The sequence below is a fragment of the Streptomyces sp. NBC_00490 genome (assembly GCF_036013645.1).
In the GTDB taxonomy this organism is placed as follows: Bacteria; Actinomycetota; Actinomycetes; order Streptomycetales; family Streptomycetaceae; genus Streptomyces; species Streptomyces canus_F.
In genome coordinates, this window is the sequence record NZ_CP107870.1 from 1 (window position 1) to 25869 (window position 25869).

At 68.0% G+C, this 25869-nt stretch carries 19 protein-coding genes and 2 pseudogenes; 7 read left to right on the plus strand and 14 right to left on the minus strand.

From position 1 onward, the window contains the following. Positions 1-206: 206 nt before the first annotated feature. Complete coding sequence (locus OG381_RS48405; RefSeq protein ID WP_327722792.1) at positions 207-455, minus strand: DUF6199 family natural product biosynthesis protein; 249 nt, start codon at positions 453-455, stop codon at positions 207-209. A gap of 308 nt (positions 456-763) precedes the next feature. Between OG381_RS48405 and OG381_RS48410 the strand changes: the two genes are divergently transcribed. After that, positions 764-3250: a DEAD/DEAH box helicase gene (locus tag OG381_RS48410; RefSeq protein WP_327722793.1), complete on the plus strand. Its 2487-nt coding sequence runs from the start codon at positions 764-766 to the stop codon at positions 3248-3250. 30 nt (positions 3251-3280) lie between these two features. Here the strand turns inward: OG381_RS48410 and fxsT are convergent, their stop codons facing one another. Beyond that, positions 3281-5863 (minus strand): FxSxx-COOH system tetratricopeptide repeat protein, encoded by a 2583-nt coding sequence (gene fxsT, locus OG381_RS48415; RefSeq protein WP_327722794.1) that lies wholly within the window; start codon positions 5861-5863, stop codon positions 3281-3283. Between the two features lie 940 nt (positions 5864-6803). Here fxsT and OG381_RS48420 point away from each other — a divergent pair. Next, complete coding sequence (locus OG381_RS48420; RefSeq protein ID WP_327722795.1) at positions 6804-8852, plus strand: NACHT domain-containing protein; 2049 nt, start codon at positions 6804-6806, stop codon at positions 8850-8852. 343 nt (positions 8853-9195) lie between these two features. On the opposite strand, the gene OG381_RS48425 is transcribed toward OG381_RS48420, so the two are convergent. Together OG381_RS48425 and OG381_RS48430 are read right to left on the minus strand one after the other, a co-directional pair. Then, positions 9196-9615: a hypothetical protein gene (locus OG381_RS48425; RefSeq protein WP_327722796.1), complete on the minus strand. Its 420-nt coding sequence runs from the start codon at positions 9613-9615 to the stop codon at positions 9196-9198. 410 nt (positions 9616-10025) lie between these two features. Further along, positions 10026-10945: pseudogene (locus tag OG381_RS48430) on the minus strand (transposase family protein). An 83-nt stretch (positions 10946-11028) separates the two neighbouring features. Between OG381_RS48430 and OG381_RS48435 the strand changes: the two are divergent. Further along, positions 11029-11487, plus strand: a complete 459-nt coding sequence (locus tag OG381_RS48435) for an ASCH domain-containing protein (RefSeq protein ID WP_327722797.1) — start codon at positions 11029-11031, stop codon at positions 11485-11487. A 166-nt stretch (positions 11488-11653) separates the two neighbouring features. On the opposite strand, the gene OG381_RS48440 is transcribed toward OG381_RS48435, so the two are convergent. Further along, a complete protein-coding gene (locus tag OG381_RS48440) occupies positions 11654-11821 on the minus strand; it encodes a hypothetical protein (protein WP_327722798.1) in 168 nt (55 codons plus the stop codon). A 489-nt stretch (positions 11822-12310) separates the two neighbouring features. Between OG381_RS48440 and OG381_RS48445 the strand changes: the two genes are divergently transcribed. Next, a complete protein-coding gene (locus OG381_RS48445; protein ID WP_327722799.1) occupies positions 12311-13252 on the plus strand; it encodes a replication-relaxation family protein in 942 nt (313 codons plus the stop codon). Positions 13253-14243: 991 nt separating this feature from the next. Here the strand turns inward: OG381_RS48445 and OG381_RS48450 are convergent. The 3 genes from OG381_RS48450 to OG381_RS48460 all read right to left on the minus strand — a co-directional run bounded on the left by OG381_RS48450 (position 14244) and on the right by OG381_RS48460 (position 16795). Further along, the gene (locus OG381_RS48450; protein WP_327722800.1) at positions 14244-14354 is read right to left on the minus strand and encodes a DUF6233 domain-containing protein; all 111 of its coding nucleotides are present in this window, start codon (positions 14352-14354) and stop codon (positions 14244-14246) included. Between the two features lie 17 nt (positions 14355-14371). Next, entirely contained in the window at positions 14372-15025 is a 654-nt protein-coding gene (locus tag OG381_RS48455) for a class I SAM-dependent methyltransferase (protein WP_327722801.1), read from the minus strand. Between the two features lie 1104 nt (positions 15026-16129). Then, positions 16130-16795 (minus strand): restriction endonuclease, encoded by a 666-nt coding sequence (locus tag OG381_RS48460; protein WP_327722802.1) that lies wholly within the window; start codon positions 16793-16795, stop codon positions 16130-16132. 324 nt (positions 16796-17119) lie between these two features. Between OG381_RS48460 and OG381_RS48465 the strand changes: the two genes are divergently transcribed. Next, the gene (locus tag OG381_RS48465; protein ID WP_327722803.1) at positions 17120-17488 is read left to right on the plus strand and encodes a hypothetical protein; all 369 of its coding nucleotides are present in this window, start codon (positions 17120-17122) and stop codon (positions 17486-17488) included. A gap of 77 nt (positions 17489-17565) precedes the next feature. On the opposite strand, the gene OG381_RS48470 is transcribed toward OG381_RS48465, so the two are convergent. Both OG381_RS48470 and OG381_RS48475 read right to left on the minus strand, forming a co-directional pair. Next, positions 17566-17748 (minus strand): hypothetical protein, encoded by a 183-nt coding sequence (locus OG381_RS48470; protein ID WP_327722804.1) that lies wholly within the window; start codon positions 17746-17748, stop codon positions 17566-17568. Between the two features lie 385 nt (positions 17749-18133). Further along, positions 18134-18337 (minus strand): hypothetical protein, encoded by a 204-nt coding sequence (locus OG381_RS48475; RefSeq protein WP_327722805.1) that lies wholly within the window; start codon positions 18335-18337, stop codon positions 18134-18136. 369 nt (positions 18338-18706) lie between these two features. Between OG381_RS48475 and OG381_RS48480 the strand changes: the two are divergent. After that, positions 18707-19930 (plus strand): annotated as a pseudogene (locus tag OG381_RS48480) (IS256 family transposase). Positions 19931-20010: 80 nt separating this feature from the next. On the opposite strand, the gene OG381_RS48485 reads toward OG381_RS48480, so the two are convergent. After that, a complete protein-coding gene (locus OG381_RS48485) occupies positions 20011-22206 on the minus strand; it encodes a WD40 repeat domain-containing protein (protein WP_327722806.1) in 2196 nt (731 codons plus the stop codon). A 256-nt stretch (positions 22207-22462) separates the two neighbouring features. On the opposite strand from OG381_RS48485, the gene OG381_RS48490 reads away from it, so the two are divergent. Beyond that, entirely contained in the window at positions 22463-22654 is a 192-nt protein-coding gene (locus OG381_RS48490; RefSeq protein ID WP_327722807.1) for a hypothetical protein, read from the plus strand. A 307-nt stretch (positions 22655-22961) separates the two neighbouring features. On the opposite strand, the gene OG381_RS48495 is transcribed toward OG381_RS48490, so the two are convergent. The 3 genes from OG381_RS48495 to OG381_RS48505 all read right to left on the minus strand — a co-directional run bounded on the left by OG381_RS48495 (position 22962) and on the right by OG381_RS48505 (position 25608). Continuing rightward, complete coding sequence (locus tag OG381_RS48495) at positions 22962-24023, minus strand: hypothetical protein (RefSeq protein ID WP_327722808.1); 1062 nt, start codon at positions 24021-24023, stop codon at positions 22962-22964. Continuing rightward, entirely contained in the window at positions 24020-24853 is an 834-nt protein-coding gene (locus OG381_RS48500) for a protein phosphatase 2C domain-containing protein (protein ID WP_327722809.1), read from the minus strand. Before OG381_RS48500 ends, OG381_RS48495 begins: the two co-directional genes overlap by 4 nt. Positions 24854-24930: 77 nt before the next feature. Further along, a complete protein-coding gene (locus OG381_RS48505; RefSeq protein ID WP_327722810.1) occupies positions 24931-25608 on the minus strand; it encodes a vWA domain-containing protein in 678 nt (225 codons plus the stop codon). Positions 25609-25869: the final 261 nt, after the last annotated feature.

The following is a 25869-nucleotide window of genomic DNA, read 5'->3' on the forward strand; positions in this document are numbered from 1 at the left end:
GACGCGCCGCCGCTACGCGGCGGATCCCGCGCTCCGCGCGGGAAGGCGCGGAACTCCGTTCCGCGCTGGATCACTCCGTGATCCAGGATTCTGACCTTCGGTCAGAATCGTTCGGTACAAGCCTGCTCCGCAGTCTCGTACCGAACCTGACGCACCCTCCGGGCGCGTCAGAGGCAGCAGCAAGAGGAGCGGCCTGGCGGGTGGGGTCAGTTGAGGTGTGTGACGAGCATCCATGTCGCCATGGCCAGGAAGAGCACTCCCACAATCCGGGACATGGTGTATCCCGCCTTGGTGGGTTCGGTGGCGTCGTAGTCCTTCACGAACGGACGCTGGAGCGGACGGTTGGCCTTCCACAGCAACTGCGGCCTGAACACCTGAACGAGCCCCATGACTATGAAAAAGCACAGCACTACGACGAGCACTTCGCCCTCCTCACCTGAACTGCCGGCAGGCATGCCTTCCGTCAGATCCGGTGCCCCCGTTCAGAGCACGCACGCCGCGTGTGCAGGGGCGGGCGGTGGCGAGGGTGGCCCCGGGCTGCTCCCCTGCGTCGGGATCGGTCCGGCGTAACGAGGTGTCGGACACTCTCGGCCGCTTGCTGTGTGTCACTCTTCTAGTCGGCTTGAGTCTGGGATAATAGTCGGGTGCCTCTTCGCTTGAGGCAGGCGCGTGCAGGGGTCATCATTTTGGAAATTGGATGGGATCTGGGTTGAGACGGGATTCCCTCTGAATACGTCCGAGAATGCGAGGCATTGTGGCTCAGATGGAATTGCGTCCACATCAGGCTGAGGCTGTCGATAGCGTCGCCCGTATTCTCGGAACACCGCCTGGCGGCCGTATTCCGCCGGAAGGGCTGCGGACGCAGGTTATCGCTGCTACCGGCTCCGGGAAAAGCCTGATTGGCGCGGAGTCCGCGCGCCGTCTGTCCGCCCGTCGTGTGCTGGTGGTGGTGCCCACGTTGGATCTGCTGACGCAGATGGCCGGCGCGTGGCGTCGGGCGGGTCGGTCGGGCGCGATGATCGGGGTGTGCTCGCTGCGGGCCGAGGAGAGCCAGGGCCTGCCCTGCACGACCGATCCCGACGAGCTGCTGGCGTGGATGGAAGGGCTGGAGACCGTGACGGTCTTCGCGACCTACGCGTCGGTGGGTCTGCGGATCCTCCAGCGTGCCCACGTGGCCGGGCTGGGGGTGTGGAGCCTGATGGTGGTGGATGAGGCCCACCGGACCAGTGGTGATGGTCTGCGGCCGTGGGCGGCCGTGCACGACCAGGCGCAGCTTCCTGCGGAGCGCCGCCTGTACATGACGGCGACGCCGCGGGTGTGGGAGGCCGACGGCGTGGGTGAGCGGCCGCGGTTGGTGGCGTCGATGGAGGACGGTTCGCCGGTGTTCGGGCCGGTGGCGTACAAGCTGTCGTTGTCGGAGGCGATCGGGCGGGGCATCGTCGCGCCCTATCAGGTGTTGTGCCTCGACATCCGCGACCCGGATCTGTACGCGGCCTTGAGCAGTGAGGACACCGGCTCGGACGCGGTCCGCGGCGCGCGGCTGGCAGCTATCCAGGCGGGCCTGATGCAGGCTGCGGTCAAGGAGCGGTTTCGTCGGGTGTTGTCGTTCCACAGTCGGGTGGGTGAGGCGGAGGCGATGGCGGCCGCCGTGCCGGTGACGGCCCGCCGGCTCGCTGAGGACGAACCGGATACGTATCCGCCGGCTCGGCAGGTGTGGGCGGACTGGCTGTATGGCGAGCATGCCCCCGGCCACCGCCGCCAGGTGCTGGATGAATTCGCCTCTGATTTCCTCGGAGGGCCTGCGTTCGAAGGTGAGGATGTGCGGGCTGAATTGCGGGTCCTTTCCTCAGTTCGTGTTCTCGGAGAAGGTGTCGATACCGCTGAGTGTGATGCCGTGCTTTTTGCGGATGCGCGGGGTTCGATGGTCGATATCGTGCAGATGGTCGGACGGGCGCTGAGGTTGCATCCGGGGCGTGGGAAACTCGCCACGTTGATCGTTCCGGTATTCCTCGGACCGGACGAAGATCCGAATGAGTTGCTCACCTCAGAGGCTTACGGCACCCTCAGTCGGCTCCTCGGAGCTCTCCGGGCGCACGATGCTGTCACGATCGAGGCGCTTGCCGATCCCCGTCTGCGCAGCGGTAGTTGGGTGTCCGAGGACGGCGACAGCGAGGACCTGGCGGAGGACGCTGGTGAGGACGGCCAGGAGCAGGATCTTGTTCCGGCGGTCGGGGCTGCGGCGGCGGGGGTGCTGCGGTTCAGCGAGGAGCGGGACCCGGCCGTGCTGACGCAGTTCGTGCGGCTGCGGGTGATCGACCCCGAGGGTGCCTACTGGCTGCGCGGCATCGAGGCGGCCACGAGGTGGCTGCGCGAGACCGGTAACAGCGAGCTGCGCGTGCCGTACACGTACGTCACGCCGGAGGACTGGCCCGGCATCGGCGGGCATCCACTGGGGGTCTGGGTCGCAGATCAGCGCCGCTACTACGCAGCCGGGACCCTGGAGGCCAAGCGGGTCACCACGCTGGAGAACCTCGGCATGGTCTGGTCCGTACACGCCTCCGCCTGGGACGCCGGCCTCGCCGTCGCCCGCGACTACGCGACCGTACACGGCCACTTCCTCCCACCGACCTCCGCCATCTGGCAAGACATGGCGATCGGGATTTGGGCGAAAAACCAGCGCGCGGCCGCGAAGACGGCTCGGGCGAACGCCGCACGGCGCGCCGCTGGAGAGACCGGCATCTCCAGTGCCGGGGAGCTGTCACCGTCCCGGCTGGAGGCCCTGGAGGAGATCGATCCGGGGTGGTGCCCGGAGTGGGAGATCGGATGGCAACGCTGCTATCGGCTGCTCCTCCGCCACATCCAGGCCGGCGGCACGCTGCCTACCAAGACGGGCGAGCTGGTGGTCCAGGGCGAGGACCTCGCCGTATGGATCGCCGGACTGACCGCCGCGTGGGACACGCTGACGCCGGCCCAGCACTACCTCCTCGAGAGCCTCGGCGTCGACCCCGAACAGGGACCAGAGCTCCGGCCGGTACGGAAGTCCCAGGAAGAGCTGTGGGAACGCAACATGACCGCCGCACGACAGTTCCACGCCCGCGAAGGACACCTCCGCGTACCCCGCCAACACCGCGAAGATGTTGATGGCGAGTTGCTCGGGCTGGGGTCATTCGTCGCCAACGCCCGCAGAAGGGCCACCAAACTCAGCCCCGAACGCCGTGAAGCCCTCAACGCGCTGGGGATGCGCTGGTAGACGGTACGGGAGCAGCTCGTGGCGGGGGCACTACCCGGCCTCAAGACTCTCCGGTTCTTCACCCAACGACGCCAACCACCTGGCTGTCCTCTGGGTATTGGGGTGGTCCTCGCCCAGCACCCGACGCCGACGCTCCAGCGTCTCCTCCCCCAGCACACGCGCCTGCCTCACCCGACCCACATCCGCGAGGTCGACGGCCAGGTTGGACGCCGTGCGCAGCGTGTCCGGATGCTCCAAGCCCAGCACCCGACGCTGCACCTCCAACGTCTCCTCCCCCAACACCACCGCATCCCCCACCCGACCCACATCCGCCAACCAGATCGCCAGGTTGTACGCCATGTCCAGCGTGTCCGGATGCTCCAAACCCAGCACCCGACGCAGAACCTCCAACGTCTCCTCCCCCAACACCACCGCATCCCCCACCCGCCCCACATCCGCCAACCAGATCGCCAGGTTGTACGCCATGCGCAGCGTGTCCGGACGCTCCAAACCCAGCACCCGACGCAGAACCTCCAACGTCTCCTCCCCCAACACCACCGCATCCCCCACCCGACCCACAGCCGCCAACGCGGCGGCCAGTCCGCCCGCCGTGAGCAGCGTCTCCTCATGCTCCGGCCCGAACACCCGACGCAGAACCTCCAGCGTCCCCTTGCTCAAGGTCAGAGCCTCCTCGTACCGTCCCAGCGCCTGCAGTCGAATAGCGAGATTGTGGGCGCTGGTCAGGGTGTCAGGGTGGTCGTCGCCCAGCAGGCGCCGACGGCGTTGGAGAGTGGCGTCGTCCAGGGCGCGGGCGCGTTCGTGGTCCTGGGTGCCGTCGTAGGCGCGGGCAAGATTTGTGGCAGTCCACAAGGTGCCCTCGTGGTCCGGACCGAGTTGCCGGGACCATGCGTCGTGCAAGTGCTCCAATCGGTCCCGCGCGGCGTGGGCCTGGCCGCGGTCCATCAGATACCAGCAGGCGTTGCGCACGATGTCCCGTCCTGCCTCAGTGGTGATCAGTGCTGGGTCGGCGGCGAGGAGATGGGGCAGGAGTGCCTGCCAGCCGGGCCATGTCGAGGGCTCGCGGACGTCGCCGGGGTCGGCAACGGTCAGGAGGGCTTCGGCGTTGCGGGCTGCCTGCTGCAGTTGGTCGGGGGTGAGTTGGTCGCGCAGCAGGGTCTGGATTAGGCGGTGCACCTGCACGGTGCCGTCCTGGATCCGGGCCAGGCTGTGCCGGGATATCGCACGCAGGGCTTTACCCGCGGGCAGGCGACCAGCCAGAGTCTTGCGCAGGGGTGGGGATGCCCCGTCGGGGAGGGTTCCGGTGCAGGCGGTGGCGGGGAAGGGCTCGGGGGCCAGCAGGGCCAGGGCGGCCAGCAGGGCGGCTGAGCCGGGGTGTTCGGCTGTCAGGCGGGCGGTGGTCAGACGGACCTGCGCGGCCAGCGCGACGGGGTAATCGTGCGGCGGGTCCTCCTCCAGCACCGCAGCCGTGCTGCGTGCCAGCTCGGCTCTCAGGTCCGCAGCGGACAGGCCATGCATCGTCAGCAGGGCGGCCGCCTGGGCCAGCGCCAAAGGAAGGTCCTCCAGGGTCGCGGCGATGTGATCGGCGTCCGCGTCGGTGAGCACGGCGCCCTGGGCGTGCAGCAATGCCACCGATTCGATGCGGGAGAGGGTGTCGACGTCGAGGGGGAGGGCGTGGGCGTGCCAGTGCGGGTTGCGGGAAGTGATCAGCACATGCCCGGGGCCGCCGGGCAGGAACGGGGCGAGGGCGTCGGGGTCTTCGGCGTTGTCGAACACCAGCAGCCAGCGCGGGCGGGTGCGCAGGTGTCCCAGCAGTGCCTCTACCGCCGCGGCCGGGGACGTACCGACGGGTGCGGCGCCGGTCCGGGCGGCTAGTTGGGCGAGCTGGTCGGGGATGAGGGCTGGGTCTTCGGCCGGGATCCACCAGGCCAGTTCGTACTCGCCAGCGAACCGGTGGGCGTATTCGATGGCAAGTTGAGTCTTGCCTACTCCGCCGCGGCCGTGCAGCGCTTGGACAGCTACCCGGGTGTTCGCAGACAGTGCCTGGCGCAGCTGGACGAGGAGGATGTCGCGGCCGGTGAAGGAGGCGTTGCGAGCTGGCACATTCCATGTCCTTGGCAGGGATCCCGGCAGCCGCGGGCCACTCCCGCCACCCGCCCGGGCTCGCATCCCCTGCGGCCGCGGCGGCGGTGTGCCAGGACGGTTCGGGCCGGCCACCGCGCGCAGCAGAGCTTCGCGCGCGTCATGGTCGTCCAGGCCGAACAGAGCGGGGGCGAGCAGTGGGCGCAGGATGGGGGGCGGGGTGGTGTCGGCGATACGAACCGGGACGATCTTCTCCTGCACGGCCATCTTCGCGGTCCACTCCGGGGTGGTGAACCGCTCGAGCTCAAAGTAGGCCGGGGAGAACAACGCCAGCATCCGGCCCCGCTCCAGAGCGGCGTTCATCTTCAGGACGAAGTTGTCGCCCGCACCCCAGTCCCAGTAGTCCAGCTCCACCCGATGCCCCGCATCGGTCAGCTGCCAGGCGATCCACTCCGCCCACGCCCGATCCGCCCCCGCGTGACTGATGAACCAGACTGTGTCCGACGTGCCGTCAGACGCCCCCGTACCACTCATCCATGCCCCCGCACCGTGCCGCCGTACGTCACCAACCACCTTATGACCAGCGGCCCTTGACCGGCCCCGCGTTCACCAGCATCCATCCCAGGCATCGGGAGGGTTCGGGTACACGGTGCACGCCGTCGACGCCAACCCACAGCGATTCCGGCGCTCGGCCGACGGGAACGCTGATCGGCAGCGCGATGCTCCTGGTCGGCTTCCTCGTCATGATGATGGGTCAGCTCGCTGGTGGTCACCGGAAGGGTGGCGGCACACCGTAAGTCCCGTCCGAGTGATCCGGTTCGGATCTGGATGACAAGGGCACTGCAGCGGTGCCGAGGAAGACGTAGCCGCGCTTGTCATAGTGATCGCGTCGCTCGCGCTTCGCGGTGAAACAATCGAGCGAACTGAGCACGGTGCGCGGCCGAACGGAAGCGCTCATGGCGAAGGAGTCCAGCGGCGCCCTGCTGCCCCATGCCCGGTCTGCTGCGCCGGCTGCGGTCGACGCGAGCGCGGAGGCCCCGCCGACGCGCAACACGAAAAGGACGGCGCCCCGATCCCCCGAGGCGCACCCTCACCCGTCCCCGCCCTTCCCTTTCCCTTCCTTCTTGTCTCGTCGGGGGCGTGGGGGTGCGCAGAGGGGGATGTCGGGCTGCAGACCATGCCTGGTCAGGGGTGGTGAGCTGCGGATACACCGTCAGACCCCGTAGAGGCACGGACCGTTGTCGGCGGGGATATGGGCGGGGTCTACGACGCGGATGCGAGCTGGGTCGGGGGCGGGGTTATCGCATCATGAGCGTCGTGCTGGGCTGAGGGCGCCGGCCAGTTGGGCCTCGCCCCGGTCGGAGGCGGGCGATCGTAGGCGCCTGGAGCCCAGGGCTGACGGGTTGTTCGTCCGCCTGGTCACAGGTGAGAGAAGTCGCCTGCGTGGGGGGATCGCGGTGGTGATGATCTGAAGATGGCAGGACTCGGGGGACGCCGCCAGCGGCGTAAGTGGCAGGTGATCGGGGCTCTGGGCGTCCTGGCGATCGTGGTGAGCGCCGTGTACGTGGTTTGGCAGCTAATGCACGGTGGTCTGGGGCCGTCCGACACGGCTGGGCTGGTAGGCCTGCTCTTGGGCGTGGCCGGGCTGGTGGTCGCGGTGGTGGCGCTGCGCAAGCCCATCGAGGGCAACGACGCTGAACTCGCCCGCGGCTGGGCCGCCACGCTGGCCCGGCAGGTCGAGGAGGGCGAGAGCGGGGTGTGGCGGCAGCTGCTGGGCGACGACACCCGGCGCATCAACCTCACCTACAACCTCCACCCTGCTGCCGCCCGCCCTGCCGTGGCGCCGGCCGCCGGGCGTCTGACCACCGAAGGCTCGGGCCCGGTAACGCTGCCCGACATCGTCACCTACTACCGCTCCACCCAGCCGCTGCGCCTGGTCGTCACCGGCGCTGCTGGCGCGGGCAAGACCGTCCTGGCCCTGGAGCTGATGCTGGCCCTCCTCGACGGCCGAGCCGAGGACGCCCCTGTTCCGGTCCGTATCCCGCTGTCCCGGTGGGACACCGAACGCCAGTCCCTGCCCAAGCTGCTGCAGCAGCGGTTGATCGAGGCTTACGACTGGCCCGCCGACCTGGCGGCCGGCCTGGTCCGGCACGGCATGGTGCTGCCGGTCCTGGACGGCCTGGACGAAATGGACCCGCCAGCCCCCGACGGCTCCCCCGACCCCGCCGCACCCCGCGCCACCACCGCCGTCCAAGCTCTCAACACCTACCAGCAGGGCCGTGATGCCGGGCCCCTCATCCTGACCTGCCGCACCCACCACTACGACGCCCTGGCCGCGCACACCGAAGTCCTGGACGCCGCCCGCATCACCATCGCCCCCGTCGGCAACGTCGATGCCCAGGCCTACCTCACCGACCGTGCTCTCGGCACGGCCCGCTGGCAGCCCCTGCTCAACCACCTGGCCGCCCATCCCAGCGCGCTCCTGGCGACCGTGCTGTCCACCCCCTGGCGGCTCTGCCTGACCGCCACGGTCTACCACCGTGACGGCGACCCCGGCGAACTCCTTACCCTGCCCAATGCCGACACCCTGGACCGTCACCTCCTGGCCCGGTACATCCCCGCCGCCACCCGCACCGCCCCCAACCCCCGCGGCTACACGCCACAAGACGTCCACCGCTGGCTCCACCACCTCACCACCCACCTCGACCCCACCGGCACCCTCCCCACCACGACCCCACAGGGCGCGGAGGCCACCGACCTCGTCCTGCACGAACTATGGCCCCTCGCCGGACGCACCCGCGTCCGCACCACCGACGCCCTCCTGACCACCCTCGCCGTCCTCACCACCCTCCCCCTCGCCTGGACCGCCCCTCAACAGCTGACAGGCCTGCTCGTCGCCCTGATCAGTGTGTTTGCCGTCCTGGCCGGAGTGTTTGATATCACAACCGACAGCCCCAGGAGTGCAGCGAACCCGCTCAGGACCCCTCAAGGACGCAGGAAGCTCGCGGCCGGCCTCCTGGTCGGGCTCGCGGCCGGGCTCGCGGCCGGGCTCCTGGTCGGGCTCGCGACTGGGCTCGCGGCCGGGCTCGCAGTCGGGCTCGCATTCGGGCTCGCGCTCGGGCTCTCGCTCGGGCTCACGCGCGAGCCGGGCGCAAATCTCGGAGCCCGGGCCGTCATCAGGAGTGACGCCCTGGCCGGGCTCACCTTCGGGCTCACGTTCGGGCTCGCGGCCGGGCTCCTGCTCGGGCTCGCGGCCGGGCTCGCAGTCGGGCTTGCATTCGGGCTCGCGACCGGGCCCGTATTCGGGCTCGCGACCGGGCTCGTAATCGGCGCGCAGGCTTCGCGGCGGTATGCGGTGTTCCTTCTCTGCTCACGCCGCCGCCTGCCGTTCCGGCTCGCCCTGTTCCTCGACTGGGCCGTCACCGCAGGACTCCTCCGCTACAGCGGACCCGCCTACCAGTACCGTCACCGCGAACTCCAGCACTGGCTACGCCAACACCCCCACCCCCCAACCCTGCCCTGAACACAGGGAGCGTCGCGCTGTTGGCTCTGTGCGTGAGTACAGGAAGCTGAGGCGAGGTTGATGGGAGGTTCGGCCGGACGCAGGCGACGGGCGGCGTTCTCCTGGCGCTCCTTGTCGTGCTGCGCGTGCTCGCTGAGCGGGGCATCGCCTGGCCCCCGCCCAAGGGCTGGAAGAACGAGCTGACCGCACGCCGGCGATCCGCTGAGCACAGCGGCTGCGCCCCCGCAGCATCTGGCCGCGGCCCCGCCCGCGGACATCCTCGCCTTCGTCTGACACCCACGCGCTGCTGCGCGACTCCGAGGCTGGCCACCGGGTAGGGGTGACCGCCATCGGAGTGCCCGGCTCAGCTGCCGCCCAGCGTGCAGCCGCCGCGGGTACAGACCACCCAGGCCAGCAATTCGTTGTATGCGCCTAGCATCTTGATGGTGACCTGCTGGACGCCGCCCGAGATCGGGATCCGCAGCGGTCCGCTGAGGGTCGCGTTCTCATCCTCGTCCACCCATGCACTGCAGAGGGGGTAGCCCGTCGACATGCTGCCGTTCATCCCCTGGGCGCAGAGCTGGCGGGGGGTGCTTGCGGCGTGGAGGACGCCGGACACGCTGGCGGTGTATCCGTCGGTGAAGTTGATCGTTCCGGTGGCGGTGCTGTTGCCGTAGGAAAAGCCGAAGGGCATGGGCACGGGGGCGGCTTGCGCCGGCGCGGCGAAACCAATGGACGCCATCAAGGCCACCACCATCACCATCACCATCAAGAGCTTGCGCATGGCTCTTCCTCTCCTCGGACGAACACGGGCGCCCGGACAACCGGGTGGAACACCCGGTTGTCCGTCGGACGAAGCCAATCAGCAGCCCACAGACCCTGCCAGAGCGTGAAGCAGCCACGCGTTCAACAAAAGACCGAAATCCTCTACTCGCCCTTAAACAACCGGAATCGGCCGCAGGTGGGACTACGAACGTTCAAGAGCTGGTCCGGGGCGAGAACGGCGCCCAATCTCCCGAGGCGCACCCCACCCGCCCCCACCCTTCCCCTTCCTTCCTCGTCTCGTGTCGGGGGCGTGGGGGTGTGCAGAGGGGGATGTCGGGCTGCAGGCCACGCCTGCACGCTCCGCTACTAACGACGTGGTGAGCGATTGAGGTCGGGGCGTGCTGGCCTGGCGGGTTGACTGATGAGCGGTCACCGCATGGCGGAGCGGTCGGAGACCAGGCTAGCGATTGCCAGATGGGTCTCGTCGTAGTACTCGCGGTGGCCGATGTATCGCTGGAGGGGCCGCCACTGCTTGTGTTCGGCGTTGGCGTGCTCGACGCAGATCCGCTCAGAGGATTGGGCATGGCGGGCCTCTTCCCAAGCGGCCGTCTCCTGGGCCGGCGTATCCGTCTCCGGTTTCTTCGGCGGCGCCTGGACCTGGTCGGGAAATTCCTTGGCCAGTCCGCGGTATCCGGCATCGACCTTGGCCCTGACCTTGGGATATTTCTCGAACAGGTCGCAGATGCCTTCGGTTTTCAACGCTGTCTGGTCATGCATGCGGCCGGGCCGGACCGCTCCGGTCCACAGCGTGCTTCCGCTCTCGTCGGTAATCACGGTGGCCTTCTTGGTGTTCTGCCTGCGCTTGCCCGAGACGAAGGCGCGGCGACCGGGCTTGTTCACCTTGGGGCGCGGACCTGGACCTCGGTGCCATCGATCCGAAGCTCAACACCCTCGGCGGCGTACGCGAAGACGTCCGCCAGAGTGCGCAGCCGCAGCTCGGGCCTCCCAGGAACGGCGAAGCCGCGAGCTGCCAGCAAGGGGCGGATCTCGTGGACGGCACGGGTGACCGTGGAGCGGTCCACGCCGTAGAACGCCGCCAGGGCGGCGTGCGGGAGTTGGAAGCGCAGGATCACCAGGGTGGCGATCACCCGATCGGCGAACACCAACTCGTGGTTCGGTCCGGCGCCGGGCGCGCGCAGACGCTCGTGGCCTCGGCGTTCGTGGAGCCGCCCTGCTTCGGAGGCCATCCCGGGGTTGGCCAACTCGCTGATCAGTGCGCCGAGCCGACGCCGGGACAGACCGGTACAGACATGATGGGACAGGGCCGTGCGGGCCAGGGCTTGCGTCACACCAACACCCAACCCGCGCGGCCCTTACCACGTCACGTCCCACTCCTGTCGGCTTGCGCGGAAGGGGTCGATACTGTGATCGCATGACGTCTGACTCCGCCTCACCACCCGCGAACCTCGCCTTGATGCCCAGTGCGGAGTTCGCCTTCCCTGGCCCACTGCGCGACCAACTCGTCGCAGCGATCCTCGACGGTTCCAAGACCTCTACGACAGGGCTCGTCGTCGACTACGAGCATGAGGGAGAGTCCCTTCCGGAAGTCGGGAGCCGTTCGGTGGTCATCGACTCGGACGACCGTCCGGTCGCGGTCATTGAGGTGACCGACGTGCGCGTCGTCCCTCTGGCACAGGTGGACCTCGCCCACGTGGTGGACGAGGGGGAGGGGGACACCAGCGTGGCCGAATGGCGGGCGGGCCACGAGCGGTTCTGGCACAGCGAAGAGATGCGTGCGGCGTTGGAGGACCCCGAGTTCACCGTGGACGACGCGACGCTGGCGGTTCTGGAACGCTTCCGTCTCATCACCGACCTTCGCCTCGCCGATTGACCATTCTCCTATCGCTCACTACGTCGTAAGAGCCGGTTTCCCGCAGGTCAGGACGGCCTTAGGTGGGGAAGGGGTGCGGACGCCGCGGACGCCGACCGCGTCGGGATAGCTCTAGAGGCCACCCTCGCGCGGGGAGGGTGGCCTCTTCCTGATGTGAGACCAGGAGCTACTTGCCGCCAGTCAACGCCTTCAGGACGAGCGGAGCCGCCTTCTTGGCCCCCTTCGCCACTAGGACGGCCACCCCTCGCGCAGCCTTGTTGGCGAGGTTGCCGTTCTGGTGGCCGTTGACCGTCTGTCCCATGACGTCACCGATGTACCCGTTGGGATCACCCACGACTTACCCCTCTCAGGTGGAAACCTGCCTCCAGATAATGCTGTGGCTGCACGCCGATTAGCCGGTCGGTACGGGGGCGTATCGGAGTGCTCAAGGGCGGGCGGAAGCCCGTGGCCGCGCGCAAGTGGAACGGCGCCCATCGCAGCGCGAGCGCACGAGCTGCCAAGGGAGGTGCGGCGCCCGATCCCCCGAGGCGCACCCTCACCCGTCCCCGCCCTTCCCTTTCCCTTCCTTCTTGTCTCGTCGGGGGCGTGGGGGTGTGCAGAGGGGGATGTCGGGCTGCAGACCACGCCTGGACAGGGGTGGTGAGCTGCGGATACACCGTCAGACCCGGTAACGGCGCAGACAGTTGTCGGCGGGGTTGTGGGCGGGGTGGGTGGTACGGGTTGTGGGCGTGGTCTGGGGCGGGGTTATCGCATCGTGATGCTGGTCGGGCCTTGGTGGTCGGGGTTTCGGTACGGGGTGGCTGGTGGCGTGGAGGTGCGAGCGGTGCCGGGAAGGCGGCACCGCGGCATGGACGCGGAGGGCGCGCTGATGCGGGATGTGGATGCGGGCGGTGGCGACCGGTTGGCTTTGGCGGTGTTGGCGCAGTACCGGATGGCGACGACCGAGCAGATGCACCTGTTGATCGCGCCGGATGTGCGGATCGAGCAGACCCGGCGCCGGCTGGCCAAGCTGCGGGCTGAGGGCCTGGTCGACCGGATCACGTTGCCGCAGGCGGGTCGGACGCGGGTGTGGTTCGCCACCCACTACGGCGCCGATGTGGCCGCTGAGTGGCCGGAGCTGCGGGAGTGGCAGCCCGCGAAGTTGGGTGCGGACCGTACCGCGGCCCGGCTGCGGGTCGGGCACGCGCTGACCGTCACCGAGACCGGATTGGCGTTCGTCCAGGACGCCCGTCGCCACGGAGATGTGTGCCCGCCGTTGGACTGGATCCCCGAGGTCTACCACTCCCTCGGCAGCGCCGAAGCCGTCATCCCCGACGCGCTGCTGTACTACCGGCGCAGCCTGCGCGACGGCGAAGGCTGGTCGCTGCTGCGGGCGTTCGTGGAGGTCGACCGGGCCACCATGGGCCCTGAGCGCCTGGCCGCGAAACTCCTCGCCTACGAACGGCTGTACCGGTACGTACCGGTGACCGTCGGCCGGCCTCGAGGAGCCGCGTACCAGGTGCCGTCGGAAGACTGGCGGCGACGGTATCCGATCTTCCCGCGGCTGCTGTTCGTCCTGGACGGCACCGGACCCACCGGCGTCACCAACCGCGTCAACACCCTGCGCTCCGGCGCGGAGCTCACCAAAGCCGACTTCCTGGCCACCGTACCCATCCTGGTCGCCCCCCTCACCGACATCCTCCACGACGGACCCTCCGCACCCATCTGGCGACCCGTCACCACCCCCGCGGAACAGGTCACCTGGACGTACCGGCGGGGTGACTGACCACCCCACCCACCGCCCCTTCCTTGCCGTCATCCCGGCGAGTGACAAGGAGCCGAAGGAGCCGCCGCTGAGGCCACGTCACCGCTACGGTGCGGAGCAGGAGCCGAGGCAGCCATCCCGCGGAACCGCTGCCCCGTGCCACCCCAACGCCGCGCGGAGGGTCATCAATATCCGCGGTACAGAACGGCCCCTGCCGACGACAGTTGGTGGGGGCCGTCCCGTGCATCGAAGGCTTCAGCTGACGCGACGGGGTCCGCGGCTGTGGGCCCCGTCGCGTCAGCAGCCGAAGAGGAGCAGCGTGGGTTCGGTGTGGTCAGGAGGTGAGGACCGGGGGCGTACCACGGCTCCCACCACCCCGACCATAGGCCAGACCACGACTCCTGCGACCCCGACCACAGGCCAGACCATGCAGGTCAGCGGCCTGCGCAATCACCGCGACCGAAACGCTGCGCAACCGGCACGCCTCAGGACCGGCCGCCCGTCACCCGCCTCCGGCCTGACCTCCACCACCCCGACCACGACCGTGCTCCACCCCGACCGAAACCCCGACCACAGACCAGACCATGCAGGTCAGCGCCCTGCGCAATCGCCGCGACCGAAAGGCTGCGCAACCGGCCGGGCCAATGCGCAGCGACCCAAGCCAGCCACCACTGCGCAGCCTGCCCACCACCCCCATCGTCACCCCGGCTGCGCAATGGGCCGGGACAGTCTGCGCAGTGGTCGCAGCCGCGGCTGCGCAGCCGTCACAGCCGATGCGCAGCCGCCGCGGTGTCGATTGCGCAGGTCCGGCCCGGCCGATTGCGCAGCCGGATGTGAGGCAGCTGCCCGGGCCGGGAGCATGCCGCACCGCCCTCCCCCGCGTCTGACGCAGTGCGCGGGCAAGAAGACGCTGGTCACCGCCGGTGTCGGGTTTTCGCCTGCTGGCTGTGAGCTGCGGATTCCCGGGCACGCCGGCCTTCGTCACCTCGAAGGGACGGCCGCCGCTGTGCGGTCAGTCCAGGATGCCGAGGTCGGTGTCGGGGCGGCAGTGCGGGCACGGGTCCACGCCGTCCGTGAGCGCCCGTACCGCCTGCTCGCGCGCGGTGCCTTTGGCCCCGACCAAGCCGTGAAGCCGACCTCCTAGTGCCGGTGCCACACCAGCGTGTAGCGCCAAAACAGTCGTCGGTGCAGCCGTGCACCGGGTAGCGCCTGGCGGGCGTCGCGAACGACGTCTGCAAAGGTCATGGTCGCCGGTCGGGTCGGGGCGGTCATTGAGGCTGGTCGCGGGGCCTTGCGGCCCTTGTTCTTGATCCAGGCCATGGCGACGTTCGCCGGAATGGCCACGGCGTCGATCAGGTAATCGCTGCGACGCGGGTGATAGACGCCGACGACGACCAGGGTTCCGCCGGACGCCAGGTGATGGCGGAAGCAGGTGAGGGCGTCGCTGAATGGCATGTGGTGGATGGTGGCGACACAGGTGATGACGTCGTAGGGGCCAGGCGGCACCTCCTTCAATGCGTCTCCGACAGTGAAGGTCACCGGGGCGGCGGGGTCTGTAAGCCCCCGCGCGCGATCGACGATCGTGGGATCGACGTCGATACCGTGCACTGCTGCGGCCCGTGAGGCCAGGAGTCTGGCGAGGTCACCGCTGCCTGATCCGACGTCCAGGGCCCTGTTGAAACGTCTGGGGAGCTGGCGCAGCATCCACCGGTGGTAGTGGGCGTTATGGTCCCAGGGGTGGGTGGCATGGAACTGCTCAAGTGCTCGCAGGATGCGACGCAGCAATGTCGTCATGGCGTGAGTCCATCAGCCCTTCGGTCGCCCGCGAAGCACCACCCGTTGCCGCAGGCCCCAAGGCGACCACCAGCACGGTACGCCCGGCCGGCAGCTCGCCTGCCTGCCCTCCCAGCGGGGCAACCGGACGTCCGGAGCCGCATGGTCTCGGTACCTCACGTGTTGGTCCACAGACCGACACGGCCGCCCCTCGCCTAGCGCACCTGTCGCGGAGGCCCGACCACGACCGTCTCACCCCCGACCAGGAACCCGACCACGCAGGTCAACGCCTGCGCAGCCGAGCGGAAGGCTGCGCAATCGGCCGGCCTCGACCTGCACGCAGGGCCCGACCACGACGTGTTCCACCCCGACCGAAACCCCGACCGCAGGCCCGACCGCAGGACAGACCACGACTCCTGCGACCCAGACCACAGAGCAGACCATGCAGGTCAGCGCCCTGCACAGTCGATGCGCTATAGCTGCGCAACCGACCGGCCATTGCGCACTATGAACCGCCCCGGGTTCGGTAGAGATCTCAGGGTGTGGTTGTTTGCCGGGGGACGAACCGTTCGGCCCCCGGCGCTTCCTGCGTTACTTCTTCGGCTGGCTCTGCTGGCGCCGCAGCTTACGGATGCGGTCCTGCTCTGCGAACAGTCGCCGGTTCTCCTCCACCAACGAGGACCACTTCGGCTTGGCCGCCCGTTCCTGCGGCTTCGCCGCCCGGCACTCCGCCGTGACGCCTGCGCCTTCTTCTCACAGTCCGGGTGCACCGGCTTGGTCCCTGCTCCCGGCTCACCCACACCTTGCCCTCGATCGGATCGGCGCACATCGCGCACACGGCCATGCCCCGTCGCTGCGGGGCCGTCGTCGTCTTCCGTGCCGCCGTCGCCGCCCGGGTCTCCGTCGATCCGTCGGCCTAGGTCACGTCACCGGCGACGCCGGCGACACGGTGTAGGAGCGCAGGTCGACCGGAGTCGCCCGGTGCTGCTGCCCTTTCCTGCCCCCGCGCACGGGGATTTTGCTGGTCATGAGCGGAAGCGTAGAGCGCTGGGCACCCGGTCTGGAGCAGGGGACGACATGCTGGTGGGCGGGGCCGGTTGGTCCTGCTCACCGGCATGAGAAAGCTCAGCGAAGCTGTGGAGGCTTCCGGGGCGGTGGAACAGCCGGAAGAATCTCCCACAACGGACGCCTGCCCCGGGCCCACTGCTCCAGCACCCGCCGGTCGACCAGGTGCAGGCGCTGCTGCCGGGCGAAGTCGCGGGCAGGCCCGGAGATCCTCCCGTTGGTCACCATCACGACTACGTCGCCGCCGTGCACCGGCCGACCGGTGCCGTTGAGTGTCTGCAGCTCCGGAGTCCCGACAGCCGAGCCGTCCAGCCCCCTCCTGCGGTGTTTGCACTGGATCACCCACAGCCGCCCGAGCGGATCGTGTCCCTTCACATCGGCACCGAGGTCGCCCCGGCCACCACAACGCAGCGCGTCGCGGGAACCGTCCCGAGCCAGCAGGTCACGTACGGCGTTTTCGAAGGCGCTGTGGTGCATGGCATCCAGCTGGCCGAGCGAGTAGGTCAGACCCTCGACCCGCAGCTGCGCGGACCGCATCTGGTCAAACTGCCGGTAGATCCAGCCCGCGAGGGCGAGAAGCGCCAGCAGGCCGAGTAGGACCAGGAGCCACCAGTGCGCCCACACCCACTGTCCGACCTTGACCAGCACCAACCCGACAACCACGAGCCCGCCTAAGGCGATGAGCAGATCGTCGTCGCTCTTGCGCCGCCGCCGACGAGGACTCACCGCAAGTCCTCCGCCGCCACGGTGGACAGCGCCCCGCGCACATCCCGGCCTGTGTGATCGACGTCTTCGTATCCCCTGTTCCCGAGCACGTTTCCCCCTCGTCTACAGCTCCCCGCCCCCTTCATGACAGCACCCGGCACTGACAGTCGGCCCGCCGTCGGGATCACCCGTCTGAAAATCGCTGGCTGCTGCCCAACGGCTGCGCACAGTCGAGGAGTTGGCCACCCTGGATTGTCAGTGCCGGTGGTTACCGTCGAATGTTGCGCCGAGGAATACCCGGCCCCGCCTGGGGGGCATTGCCCCCTTTCACCCCGAGGACCGCCCGTGACCTACGTACGCCCCCACCACCGCCGCGACGGTACCTACGTCAAAGGCCACAACCGCCGCACCCGACCGCGCACCGCACAGCCCCGTACGGCACCCCGACGCGCCACCCAACGGCCCCGCCCGGCCCCCGCGGGACCAACGACCTACATACGGCCCCACTACCGCCGCGACGGCACCCGCGTGCGCGGGCATCACCGGTCCATCAGCCCGCGCACCATCGCCGTGGCAGCAGGCACCGGGGGCGGAGGACTGCTGCTGCTCCTGTTGCTGCTGGCCTTGGTCGGCGGACCGGGAACCAACAGCAAAGCCCCGGCCGGCACCACGCCGTCGCAGTCGGCATCGGTCCCGGCCACGCACCATCGGTAGGACTCGCCCTGCACAGAGAGCAGCCATAGCCAGGACGGCGGGCAGCACACCGCCCGGGGACCTGTGCTGTTTGCAGGTCAGCTCGCGCGTTCGTAGCGGACGATGGCTTGCGCCCCGTCCTTCTCCAGATGCTTGACCCACTCGGTACCCAGCCAGACCAGCACATCCTGCTCCGAGTAGTGGCCCGGCCCGGCAAGCTCCGGGGTCATCGTCGTCAGGTACTGCTCTTCCTTCGGGCTGCGCTGGTCGAGGGTCGCCACGGCGAGGCAGTGGTGGTTTTGTCCGAGTCCAGGACGAGCAGCAACACCTTGCACCACCGGCCAATTGAGCCCGGGTCCAGTTCCTTGATCAGCCAGCACCGCCACGACGCCACCCGGTACGTGCGGATGTCCTGCGGCCCAGGGGCCGCGCGCAGTACATGGAGGGACTCTTCCAGGTGGAGGCGGGGCCGCTTGAATGGCAGGTTCAGGGCTACCTCAACCGGGCCGACAGCCGCTCCCTCACAGTGGTGACGCAGTGCGGGGGCGGGACGCCACGACGCTCACAAAGGGCGTCCGCAGCCATTCGAGCTGGCTGCGGGTACTTTTGCCGACTCCAGCCCGCCCGCTCCCCGGCATCTGAGGGCCCCTTCGTCATCCGCCACGCCTATTGGCTGCGGTCCCACGGGATCGGGTACGACACGGTCGGCGTCGGCCGCGGGGCGGGCTTGTCCCAGCCCGGGAAGTGCACCGGGTACACCCCGGTCTGCTGCGGCCGGGGTAACCGGTCCCCCGGCCCGGCGTCGCCGGCCGCGCCGCTGCTATTGCCGTAGCCGACGGCCACCAGGGCGATCACCGCAAAGATGGTCAACTCTCGCCGCGCTCCAGGGTGCCAGCGCGAGTGCGCTCGTACCTTCGTGCCGTCCGCCCGCTCGTACTCCCTTACCTGTACCACGGCGTGCTTCCCCTCCACTGGACATCGCGCCGCACCGGCGCAACGGCCATGAAAGCAACCGCCACTGACAACGGGTGACCTTTTGATCACGTTCGGGGATCACGCATGCGGTCGGGCCGGTGCAACGGATGGCGTCCCTTGAAGTGGTGTAGCCGGGCTTGGCCGCGGAACGCGCGGGTGTCTGCCCGGGGCGTGCATCCGCTGGCGGTGCATGCTCCCTGAACAAGGGCAGGCCATCGCGTAAGTCTCCCTGGTGAACGGGCAGTTCAACCGGAGGAGCATGCGATGGCCTTGTCCCAGTCTGAGCTGATGCGGCTGCTGGAGTCACTACGTCGGGCAGATGGAGTTGAAGCAATCAGGGTGGTGTGCGAGCGCATCCTGCAGGAGCTCATCGAGGCCGAGGCCACCGAGGTGATCGGTGCCGCCCCGCACGAACACACCGACAAGCGCACGACCTGGCGCAACGGACACCGCGACCGCCTGCTGACCACGCACGTCGGCGACCTCGATCTGAAGATTCCCAAGGTGCGGACCGGGTCGTTCTTCCCCTCCCTGCTGGAGCGGCGCCGGCGCATCGACCGGGCGTTGTTCGCCGTGGTGATGGAGGCATACGTGCACGGAGTCTCGACCCGCTCGGTCGACGACCTGGTCAAAGCACTCGGTGCGGACTCCGGGATCTCCAAGTCCGAGGTCTCGCGGATCTGCGGCGAACTCGACGAGGAACTGACCGCGTTCAAGGAACGGCCGCTGGACCACACCGTCTTCCCCTACGTCTTCCTCGACGCCACCTACTGCAAGGCCAGGGTCAATCACCGGCTCGCCTCGCAGGCCGTGGTCATCGCCACCGGGATCTCCGCCACCGGACACCGCGAGATCCTCGGCGTGATGGTCGGCGACAGCGAATCGAAGCCGTTCTGGACGAAGTTCCTGCGCTCGCTTCGGGCCCGCGGCCTGGAGAACGTCCAGCTGGTGATCTCCGACAGCCACAGCGGGCTGGTGGCCGCGATCCGCACCGTCTTCCTCGGCGGCCTGGCAACGCTGCCGCGTCCACTTCGTCCGGGACGTCTTCGCAGTGATCGAAAAGGGCTCGGGAGAGATGGTCACGGCCACCATCCGCACCATCTTCGCGCAGACCACCGCCGAACAGGTCCGCACCCAGCTGGACGTGGTCGCCGACATGCTCGGACGGCAGTACCCCGACAGCAGTTCCCGCAGGTCAAGAAGATGCTGCTGGATGCCGCAACAGACATCACGGCGTTCGCGGACTTCCCGTCGGCGCACTGGAAGAAGATCTGGTCGACCAACCCGCTGGAACGGCTGAACCGGGAGATCAAACGACGGGCCGACGTCGTCCAGGTCTTCCCCAACCCCGCAGCCCTGGACCGGCTCGCCGCTGCGGTCCTGGCCGAACTCCACGACGAATGGCAGGTCTTCGACCGCCGCTACCTCTCCGAAGCCCCCATGGCCGAGCTCTTCACCACCCAACGGGACATGACCCCGCGCTGTTGAGCCCTGGGCAAGCTTTCCGGAGCGGCGGCTCCATGAGGAGGTAAGGCTGCGTCGGTGTTTCTGCCGTTGTGGTCGGCTCCTCAGTTTCCAGCAGAGCTATGGCGGTCCCGGGGTGGTCCGCCAACTGCTCGGTTCCACAACCACACGCTCCCGTCGCTGCAGCCGACCGCCAGCAGCAGCCCATCCGGGGAGAACGCAACCGACTCGACGGCTCGGCCAGGGCCCGTGGGCAACTCCCCCATCAGCTGCTGAGTGGCCAGGTCCCACAGCCACACGCGTCCGTCGCTATCGGTGCCGGGTAGCAGCTGGCCTTTACCGCCAGCTAGAAGCTGCCCGACCGCGCCTCCGCTGGCCAGCAGGCCGCTGGAGGGAGAGAACGCTACTGCGCAGACAGATCCGCTGCTATGGGTGAGCGGATCACCGATCGGCACCTGGTCCACCGGATCCCACAACCAGACTCGGCTGCTTCCGTCACTGGTGGCCAGCAGACTGCCGTCCGGAGCGAAGGCCAACGCTCCCACGGCCATATGACGGCCCGTGGACAACTGGCCCACCTGCTCTTGGGTAGCCGGATCCCACAACCACACCCGCCCAGCGCCGTCGTTGCTGTGCCCGCCGCCGGCCAGCAATTGCCCATCCGGGCGGAACGCCAGCACTTGTACGAAGTTACTTTCGCTCGAGAGGGGTTCGCCAACCGGCTCGCCGGTCACCGGGTCCCAGAGCCGTACGTGTCCGAAGCCCTCGCTGGCAGCGAGCAGCTGACTGTCCGGAGAGAAGGTCGCGCCCCAGCTCAGGTTGATAGTGCCGGTGGGGGGGGCACCGACCGGTTTACCAGTAATCGGGTCCCACAGCCGCACCCGTCGATCCTCGTCGCTGGCGGCCAGTACCCGGCCATCCGGAGAGAACCCCACGCAGCGATCAGTGTCACTGGTCAGAGGTCCGCCGTTCGACCGCCCTGTAGCCGGGTCCCACAACCGCACCCATCCATAGCGATCACAGGCAGCCAGCAGCCGGGCATCCGAGGAGAACGCCACCCATTGGATCCCGGCATGGCCCGTCTGAGGGGTACTGATCTGCAGGAAACGGCGGACCTTCCCCTGCTTTTGTGCCTGGTCGACGAACCAGTGGGCGTAACCCTTCGCCGTCTCGTACTCCTCCAGCCGGGCCCGCCACTCCTGCTCGGCCTCGGCCACAATCGCCGCAGCTTGCAGGCGTGCCTGGAGCAGCACCTGCTCGGCCTCAAAGGCGAGTTCGGCCTGCCGATCGGCTTTCGCCTGGGCTTGCTCGACGAGCCGGAGCGCGTCAGCGCGCGCGTCCCAGTAGGCATTCTGACGGGCCGCCTCCACCTCCTGCTCAGCATGAGCTGCGATCGCAGCGGCCTCGGCCCATGCCCGTTTCAGAATGTTTCTGGCCTGCTCCTCGTCAGGAGGGTGTTGGCCTTGAGCGTGACCAGCGTGCTCTTGTTGCTCGGTGTCGATGATGGCGGCCAGAAGCCGGTCACGGCGCTCCCACTCGGCCTCCTGGCGGGTCTCGTGCAGGACATCGTCCGCGGTGTATGTCGCTTCGGCGCGCAGCAGGTCGGCCGTTCGTTCGGCGCGGGCAAGAAGCAATCGGGCGTCATTCTCGGTCTGCTGGCGCTGCGTGGTGGCTTCGTCAGCCAGCTGTGCCTGGAGCCGATCGTGTGCTTGCCGAGCCGCTTGGTGGGCCTGGGCCCGTATGGCCTGGGCATCTGCCTCGGCTGCGGCAAGGACCTGTTCGCTGCGCTCTTTCGCATCGCGCAGCAAGTCCTCCCCCAGCACCGTTGCCCGGGCCTTGGCTAGCGCCTCCCTTATCTCGCCGGGTACTGCGGTAGAGGCGTCATCGGTGGGCTGAAGCCTCTGCTGTCCGGTTTGAGCCTGCAGCTGTTTGCGGAACTCGGTGTCCATCCCCTGCAGGCGCATCAGGTCCTGCCAGCGTCTTTCCCACTGCCCCCAGAGCTGCTTGTAGTCGCCCACCGCAGGCCAGGCCAGGACGAGTTGCTTGATCAGCGCGGACAGGAACTCGTGCTTGGGGACCCTCTTGCCGTTGAGGATTTCGGACAACGTGGCCGCGTTCAGACGCCACTTGCCGTTCTTCTGCTCCGCAGCGAACTTGGCCGCCGCAGCGACCAACGCACTCTGCTTCGGCTTCCCACACTGAATGTGCAAGTCACGAAGATCCCGCGCGAACTCGTCGCGGGCGGTCTTGAAGCGGGTGGCCGGGTCATCCGGTCCGGCCGCTAGCGATTCCTGCGGCACTTATCCCCCGGACGGTCGCGCGCTGGAACACGAAGTGTAGCGATGCCCCGCGAAGAAATACGAAGGAATCACAGCATCGGGATTCTTCAACCACATTCCATGATCATCACAATCTGATCTGCAGTTTTCCGCTCCTACGAGTTCGCCCCCGACTCCTGGAAGACGCCCTGCAGATGCGGTGCGATGAACACAGAACGCATCCCTGCCCCGGCCGCCCGGGACACACCAGGGAGCTAAGCAAGAGGGGCACCACGCCATGAGCAAGCAGAAGACCACCACTACAGCCGCAACCGCAGCACCCTGGCAGCTGCACTTGGGCCGCAAGGGACTCGACGTCCGCGCCGGACACCACCTCAGCCTGAGTGTCTCGCTGCCAATCCTCGCCTGGGGCACCAGCGTCAGCGGCCTGCTCAGCACCGCCGGCCACTGGATCCAGTTCCTGCCGTAATGCCCCACCAACACCAGCCAGCCCCACAGCGGGTGACGACCACTAGGTCGGCACCCGCCTCCTCTGTACACCCAGTCCCCACCGCACCCCGCCGCCCACCCAAACCGCCGCGCCCATCCACCAGACCGCAACCGTGTCGGAATCCGGTGCAGGTTCACGAGCAGCCCGATCTGACGCTGAGTCTGACATGCACTCGAAGTACGCGAGCACCTCCGGCGGATGGAATTGGCCTCGGCAGGAAGGTGGCTTGTCGGGCGCGGCTACGGCGCGTCCCAGTGCGTGAGCGACTCTCGAATGCTGATCTGGTTCAGCGCGTTTGAGTGAAGGAAAGCAGCACCAGTGTGACGACCACGAGCGCGGCAAAGAGCAACAGTCGGGCTCGTGGCTCGAACTGCGGTGAGGGCGGCCCGGACGGCCCCGGGAAATGAGGCGTTTTGGGCCGCGGCGGAGGCGCAGTGGCAGCAACACGCCTGCGACCCGTCGCGGTCGGTGAAAGCAGTACCCGGTCGGCTGCCCGTCCCGACGCTTCGACTGCGGCTTCCAAAGGCGCCAACCACTCGCTAATCCGCGGTCGCGCTTCGAGGCGGTCCCTCGCGGTCGCTGTGGCCAGGCGCCCCAGTTTTGGCGATACCTCAGACAGAGCCTGAGGATCGCGGGTGTTCTGGTCTCCGGCGAACAACCGCATGGCGAGGAGCGTGAACTTGTACGAGTCAGAGGCCCGGGTGAGCGGGTCTTCACCGCTGGGGACCTCCCAGCCCGGCGTCTCAAGCGGAGGCAGGAGATGAGCCCCTTGGACACCCATCGAGTCGCAGTCGATCAGGAAGCAGCTAATCGGGCCAGCCAGCGAGAAGAGAACGTTCTTGGGCGACAGGTCCCCGACGACGACGCCGAGCTCGTGGAGGCGCACAAGGAGTCGACCCAGGTCGAGCAAGAGACAAAGTCGGGCTGTGCGATCCACGGTAATTCCGAGGCGCCGCTCATACACGGGACCATTCAGCAGGAATTCCACGCCTGCCGGGGCTGCCTTGGGCCCACGGATGTCCAAGGTGTAGTGCGAGGGGATCTCCGACATGAGGAATCCGGAGACGACCCCGGGCGTCTGGTACACGGCTGCCAGTGGCCAAGCTAGGCGCTCACGCATGAGTTCGGTGTCTGCCGTGCTCAGAGTGTCAGGGAACGCGATGAAGCGACGCAGAATCGCCTCGTCGACCTGCTCCCGGGCTCCTGGGAGGTAGCGCTTGAAGACGAGCTTTCCAGTGAATCCAACAGGCGGCTGACGTAGCCGCGAGACCGTTCCTACGGCGCCCCTGCCCAGATCGACTCCGATGTCGAGGGCGCCCAGCTGGACAACGGGCAGTACGACACTCACGGTTGGTCCCGCCCCCGCCCTTGGGCCCAGATCGCGAGCATCGTGCGGTCGTCGTCGTACAACTCCCGGGAGAAGTCAAGGAGATAGGCGAAGTCATGCGCGTTCGGCGGGGTGGCGAGGTGTTCGGCAAAGAAATCGCCCACAAGATTTCTGCTGTCCGCGAGGGCATCGGCGAATCCGTCGGTGGCTACTACGAGAGCCGCCTCCCAGGGAATGAGCACCCTCAAGGTGGCCACCTCGGCCGGGACCCGCGGAAGCGCAACCACCTCAGTGCGGACGAGTTCGTGCGGCCCGTCACTGTTGAAAAGTTTCGTGAAACGACCCTTCTCGAGCATCCACGCCGAGGAGTCACCGACCTGGGCGAGCGTGATTTCCAGACCGCCTGACGCCGGGCACGCGGTTCCCGCGATCAGGGTAGCGGCCAGCATCTGCTCTGCCGCCGCAGGATCCGGCTCCGAGACGCCCAGCATCTTCGCCGCGTGCTCCACCAACTGCCAGGAGACGATGCGTGCCAGGTGGCCCCAGTCGACAACGGTTCCCTCAAATGCAATCTGCCGCAGCGCTTCGTCGACCGCGCTGCGGCAGGCCAACGCGGCCCCCACGTGCGCATCGGAGGCCTCGGAGACTCCATCGGCAACCGCGAAGGCCAGGGTGTCGTGGTCTGCGTCGTAGAAGGCGGCGACGTCGTCCTCACGTGGCCGCCCTTGGTGGCGGTGGGCGGGGCCGCGTGTCGAGGCCAGACGCAGCGTCATCCGATCGGTCGACCAGCCGTCGTAAATGGTGTCCGGGCGGTACGAACTCCTGGTCGGCGGTCGTGGCTCGAAGTCCATGCCGGGCTGGCCCAGCACTAGAGGCCGACGCGGTACAAGTGAGGGCTCCTCGATGTGTTCACTGGATTCGGGCCGCATCAGATCACATCAATTGCCACAGTGAAGCCTTCAGGCTTCTCGACGACCAGTTGCGGTGCATCTGCCGACAGCGAGAGCCCCGAGGCGATCACGCTGCGGGTAAGGGCCGCACTGAATCTAGCCACAGCCTCGCCGACGTCCACCCCACGATCCACGATGAAGGCGAAGTTCGGTGATGTCGCCACCACACCGAGGACATGTGGATCGGCGTCCCCTATACCGCAGGCGATGATGTTCGGAGCAGCCGGCGTGATAGTGCGATCGACGAGGCGTCGATGGGCTGAAACCCAGTCGTCGGTTCCGTTCGGTAGGCCGTCTGTCAGCATGAAGACGGCTGGCCGGTGAATCAAATAGCCGTCCGATTTGAGCTCTATCACGTCTCTGGGAATACGCTGGGCGAGGTCGTCGAAGAGCATGGCGAAGTTGGTACTGCCCCGAGCTTCCAATCGAGCCGAGAGATCTGACGTGCGTAGGTCCTCCAGGTGGCTCCGTTCGACAACGTCGTCCGAGAACCCGAGCAGTGAAAAGCGAATTTTGGCAGCCGCCATCGGCTCACTCAGCAAAATTTCCGTAAGACGCCGGATCCCGTCGTTCAGCTCTTCCAGGTGCGGCGCCATCGACCCTGACTCGTCTACAACGAGGTAAATGGGCAACACGCTGCCGCGTGTCTCGATCATGACTGTGCTTTCCCTTCCACTGACTTCCGAGGCCTCGATGGTTCCGAGTTGGACCCCTGCTCCTCTGACCGTAGTATCCCGTCCACAGGAAGGCTTCCACTCAACGCCCGCCCCGCTAGAAACACACTTCCCATTAATCCGCCCATCCCGATTCCACTCGCGCAGCCGAGCAACAGACCGTCCACAAGATGCGTTGCGCTAGCGCCCACGACGATGGTTCCCGCGGCTAGACCGACCAGTCCGCCGAGCCCCGTCAGTCCT